Source organism: Bacillus cereus group sp. MYBK95-2, from assembly GCF_051915225.1.
In the GTDB taxonomy this organism is placed as follows: domain Bacteria; phylum Bacillota; class Bacilli; order Bacillales; family Bacillaceae_G; genus Bacillus_A; species Bacillus_A cereus.
The window spans coordinates 1-4,255 of sequence record NZ_JBQAEH010000028.1 but is presented as its reverse complement, the minus strand read 5'-3'; the positions used below and the strand labels follow the sequence as shown (position 1 = coordinate 4,255).

Here is a 4,255-nt window from a genome sequence, read left to right as displayed (position 1 = left end):
TAATGTACATAATAAAAACCACGGTGTAAATGGCACTTGAATAACTAATCCACCGGCCAATGCTCGTAAAACAAATCCAGATGCAATAATTAAAATATCAATGATTACAACATGCTTTAAACGAATTGAATACGCTACATTTAAAATAAAATAGACTGCTAATACTAAGCATAATAACGGATTTAGTATATATGAAACTACTAAAGACGCTACTAAAATAACACAACCTGCCGTAATAGCAAAATACGGATTTAATGCACCCGATGCCATCGGTCGATATCGCTTAACAGGGTGTTGTCGATCTGCCTCAATATCCATAAAATCATTTAAAATATAGACACAGCCAGATATTGCACAAAATAGTGCAAAACAAATTGCAGCTTGTGCCACCATAGTTAAAGATACTTGTTTTATCGAAAAGACTAACGCTGCAAATACAAGCAAGTTTTTAGTCCACTGTTTCGGGCGTAACTGTTTAAAAAACAATACAACTATATTTTGTTGAGATAAAGTTCCTTCCCTCATAATAATAAGAGTGCTTCTATTTTGTCACTCTCTTCTTTCCCTCCCTATTCAATTGTTATTTACTTCTAATACAGGAAAGATTATATCACATAAGTATAACATTGAAAATCAACTATTAAATACCAATAAAAAAGGCTGCCTCAAAAATTTGAGACAGCCTTTTCTTCAAAAAATTATTCTTCTCCAAAACGCTCCACAAGTGTTGCAAGTGTACGTACCATTGCACCAGTTGCTCCAGCTGGACCTAAGTCGTGCGCGCCTTTTGTTTCTGATGTTCCAGCGATATCTAAGTGTACCCACGGTGTATCTTCAGCGAATTCGCCTAAGAATGTACCTGCCATAACCGCATGTCCTTCACGGCCTGGTGAGTTATTTAAATCAGCAAACTTGCTGTTTCGAACGCGTTCTTTATCACGATCAAAAATCGGTAGTTGCCAAATTGGCTCATCTGTTTCCATAGAAGCCTCTAGCACTTGCTCAAATAACTCTTCATTATTTGTCATTGCGCCTGTCGTATAGTTTCCAAGTGCAACAATTACACCGCCTGTTAATGTTGCAACATCAACAAGGTAGTTTGCACCAAGTTTTTTCGCATACGTAATACCGTCAGCTAAAGCTAGACGACCTTCTGCATCCGTATTTAATACTTCAATTGTTTTTCCGCTCATAGATGTGATTACATCGTCTGGCTTAAATGCCGTACCACTTACAACGTTATCAGTTGAAGGAATAACAGCGATCACATTTTGTTCTGGGCGAAGTTCACCGATAATTTCCATCGCACCTAATACAGCAGCTGCACCGCCCATATCACCTTTCATACCAACCATGCCTTCACGTGGTTTTAAAGAATAACCACCTGTATCGTATGTAATACCTTTTCCAACGAACCCAATGACATCTGTCCACTCTTCTTTTCCTTTATAAATAAGAGCGATCATTTTTGGTGGCTCTACACTACCTTGGTTTACTGCAAGTAACGCACCCATACCAAGGTCTTCCATTTCTTCTTTCTCAAGAACTTTATAGTCCATATCATACTTCTCCGCTAATTCAACAGCATACTCAGCAAGCTTTGTCGCTGTTAATACGTTTGGCGGCATATTTACAAGTGTACGAGCTGAATTTGTTGCACGTCCATGTACGTAGCCAACTGTTAATGCGGCTTCAATTTCTTGTGCATCTTCCGCTGTAATAGCCGTGAACTTCTCTAACTCTACACGATCCTTTTTATCTGATTTATACGTTTGTAATTCATATGTACCAAGGCCTTGTACCTCTGCTGCAATATGAGCGACATCAATCGCGTCTAATTTCTCTGTTACGAAAGAATCAAGTAAGATTGCTGCATCTTGTACTTTTGCTGCTTGCAGTGTTTTAAACGCCTTACCAAGAGCCGCACGTAACGTTTCTGTCGTGTAAGATTCCTTCTTTCCTAAACCAACAAAGTAATAACGTTTCACATTTGTTTTCCCTAAGCTATGTACTTTTGAAATGGCCTTTTTCTTCGTAGATAATTCTTTCTCTTCTAGTAAAACTTGTAATTGCCCTTCAAACGCTTTGTCCAGTTCTTGTACAAAACTACTCATTTTCTCTTCTTCAAATAAAGCAACAATTACCGCTTCATGACCTGCTAATTCTTTTTGTACTTGAAACATGTTCAGACCCCCTAAATTTCTCTATTTTTATTATAACTATATTTTTTCTAAAATGCGATAATTCGGACTTTTATTTTGTATCTATTTTTAAGGAATAATAAAAGGGTACTTTAGACATCCTATCTAAAGTACCCTTTTATTAAAAATCTATTTTATTATAAAGAGTAGTTCGAGACTGCAAAATGATAGAAATATAACATACTCTCAAAATTATTTATTAATATTAATAGTAATATTATACATAAACCGACTACTTTTATACGTCTCATCACTTTAAAGCCATATGCCAATAATAAAGGTATTGTAAATACCATATGTGCCCCATAAATAAATGCTTCAGATGCTCCAAAGCCAACAATTCCATGTAAAACAATATTAAATAGTAAACATAAACTTAAAAACCTTACAAAAGGTTCTTTTAAAAAGTTTTTCCATACAACTACCAATATAAAAGCATACACGGATACAACTACAATCCAACCGATTATAGTATGTGAAGGAAGAAGGTTCAAATGTGCAACTTCACTTCCTACTCGCAATGGTACTTCTGAAAATTTACCAAAGATAAAGGAAGATCCTAATAATAGATGAAACATCAATATACCTACTGGTTTGACGTATTCTGGTGAAAAACTCTGTTCTTGCGTAAAGCCCATACTAGACTTCACTGCCTCGATAAGAACTACATTATTTGCGTTCATTACTAAAACAAACGTAATCACGACAATAACAATAGAAATACTAGTCCAAATAATTTTTTTCTGCAATTTTTTATAACTCATTACACTACCTAAAAACCACAGAAACGAATTAGTTAAAGTGACCCCAGTTATTCCTAATGCCAATAATATATTGGTAATATTGAACCCCATTTTTGCTTCTTTTTCCCCATTAATAAATGGATAACACACAAAACACATCAGTACCAATGTGAAATTTGCATAAATAAAAGATTCCGGTGTCCACGTAATAACTAACATAGTAGCTGAAAATCCGTACATAACCGCTAATAGGAAAGAAACAATTACATTCTTACAAATTTTACAGCATAATGCATAGATCATCACTACACTAATTGCGCTTAAGAATGCTTGAATGAATATAATACCGTGTACTATATTCCCTACTTTTACTGTTTCAAGTATCCACATGAATCCTTGAACAAAATAATAAAGGAATGGATGTCGGAACCAGCTCATCCCTACTATCTCTCCTCTCTCAAGGAAAAAACCAAAAATGTAATATCCTTGATCAAAAGAAAAATAGGTATCACTCCACTCCCCACTCAAAATTTTGGAGTGAGTATCCATTTTCCAACCAATGAAAAAATAAAACGAACAATAAAAAATGAAAAGGACAAGGGCTAATATCCCCTTTCCTTTATAATTATTCCAAATACTCAATGCTTCTTCTCCTCTCTAAGGTAGAAATACCATAATTAGATGTGCCACGTACCCAATAACTGTTCCTAACACAAGTCCACCAAAAATTTCATGCCAATGATGTCCTTGACGCTCTCTTAATTTCTCTTCTTTCGAACTAATATGTTTATTCAACATTTTTGCATGTTTACCAACTGTACGGCGAAGTCCTGTGGCATCAATGATAACAATTGTTAAAATTGCCATCCCGATTCCAAACATCGGCGTATTAAAACCTTCATGAAACCCTATTGTCATGACCATACTTGATAAAATCGTTGTATGCGTACTAGGAAATCCACCGTTTCCAACTAAACGAAAAGCATCTTTTCCAGAACGAAGATAATTCACTAAAAATTTCAATACTCCCGAAGCTACCCAAGCTATAAATGGAAGTATACAATATAAATATGTTCCCATTGCTTTACCTCCTATGATTTTGCAATAAATAAAATGCCAGCTACTATACATACCATTCCAGTAATTTTCATGAAATTGATTGTTTCACCAAATAATAATGCTGACGCAATAATAACAAATACATATCCGAAACTCACCATTGGGTATGCATAACTTAAATCAACCTTTCTCAGCACAATCATCCATAATAATGCACTTAAACCGTAAAAAGCTAGTCCGAAAAAGTTCGGT

General features: G+C 35.1%; 5 protein-coding genes. All 5 read right to left on the bottom strand.

Annotation, left to right across the window (positions count from 1 at the left end):
• On the bottom strand, nucleotides 1-525 hold a 525-nt coding region (locus tag ACTFN4_RS30320), incomplete at its 3' end, for a UbiA prenyltransferase family protein (RefSeq protein ID WP_439963338.1).
• A gap of 173 nt (nucleotides 526-698) precedes the next feature.
• Complete coding sequence (pepA, locus tag ACTFN4_RS30315; protein WP_000487944.1) at nucleotides 699-2,183, bottom strand: cytosol aminopeptidase; 1,485 nt, start codon at nucleotides 2,181-2,183, stop codon at nucleotides 699-701.
• A 155-nt stretch (nucleotides 2,184-2,338) separates the two neighbouring features.
• Nucleotides 2,339-3,586: a DUF6080 domain-containing protein gene (locus ACTFN4_RS30310; RefSeq protein ID WP_071740797.1), complete on the bottom strand. Its 1,248-nt coding sequence runs from the start codon at nucleotides 3,584-3,586 to the stop codon at nucleotides 2,339-2,341.
• A gap of 15 nt (nucleotides 3,587-3,601) precedes the next feature.
• Complete coding sequence (locus ACTFN4_RS30305) at nucleotides 3,602-4,024, bottom strand: divergent PAP2 family protein (RefSeq protein ID WP_086385262.1); 423 nt, start codon at nucleotides 4,022-4,024, stop codon at nucleotides 3,602-3,604.
• Between the two features lie 11 nt (nucleotides 4,025-4,035).
• The coding region (locus ACTFN4_RS30300; protein ID WP_242281679.1) for an SMR family transporter at nucleotides 4,036-4,255 on the bottom strand (220 nt) is incomplete at its 5' end.

Coding starts and splice junctions, on each gene's coding strand:
- ACTFN4_RS30305 (WP_086385262.1), bottom strand. CDS start 4,024: ATGGGAACATATTTATATTGTATACTTCCATTTATAGCTTGGGTAGCT.
- pepA (WP_000487944.1), bottom strand. CDS start 2,183: ATGTTTCAAGTACAAAAAGAATTAGCAGGTCATGAAGCGGTAATTGTT.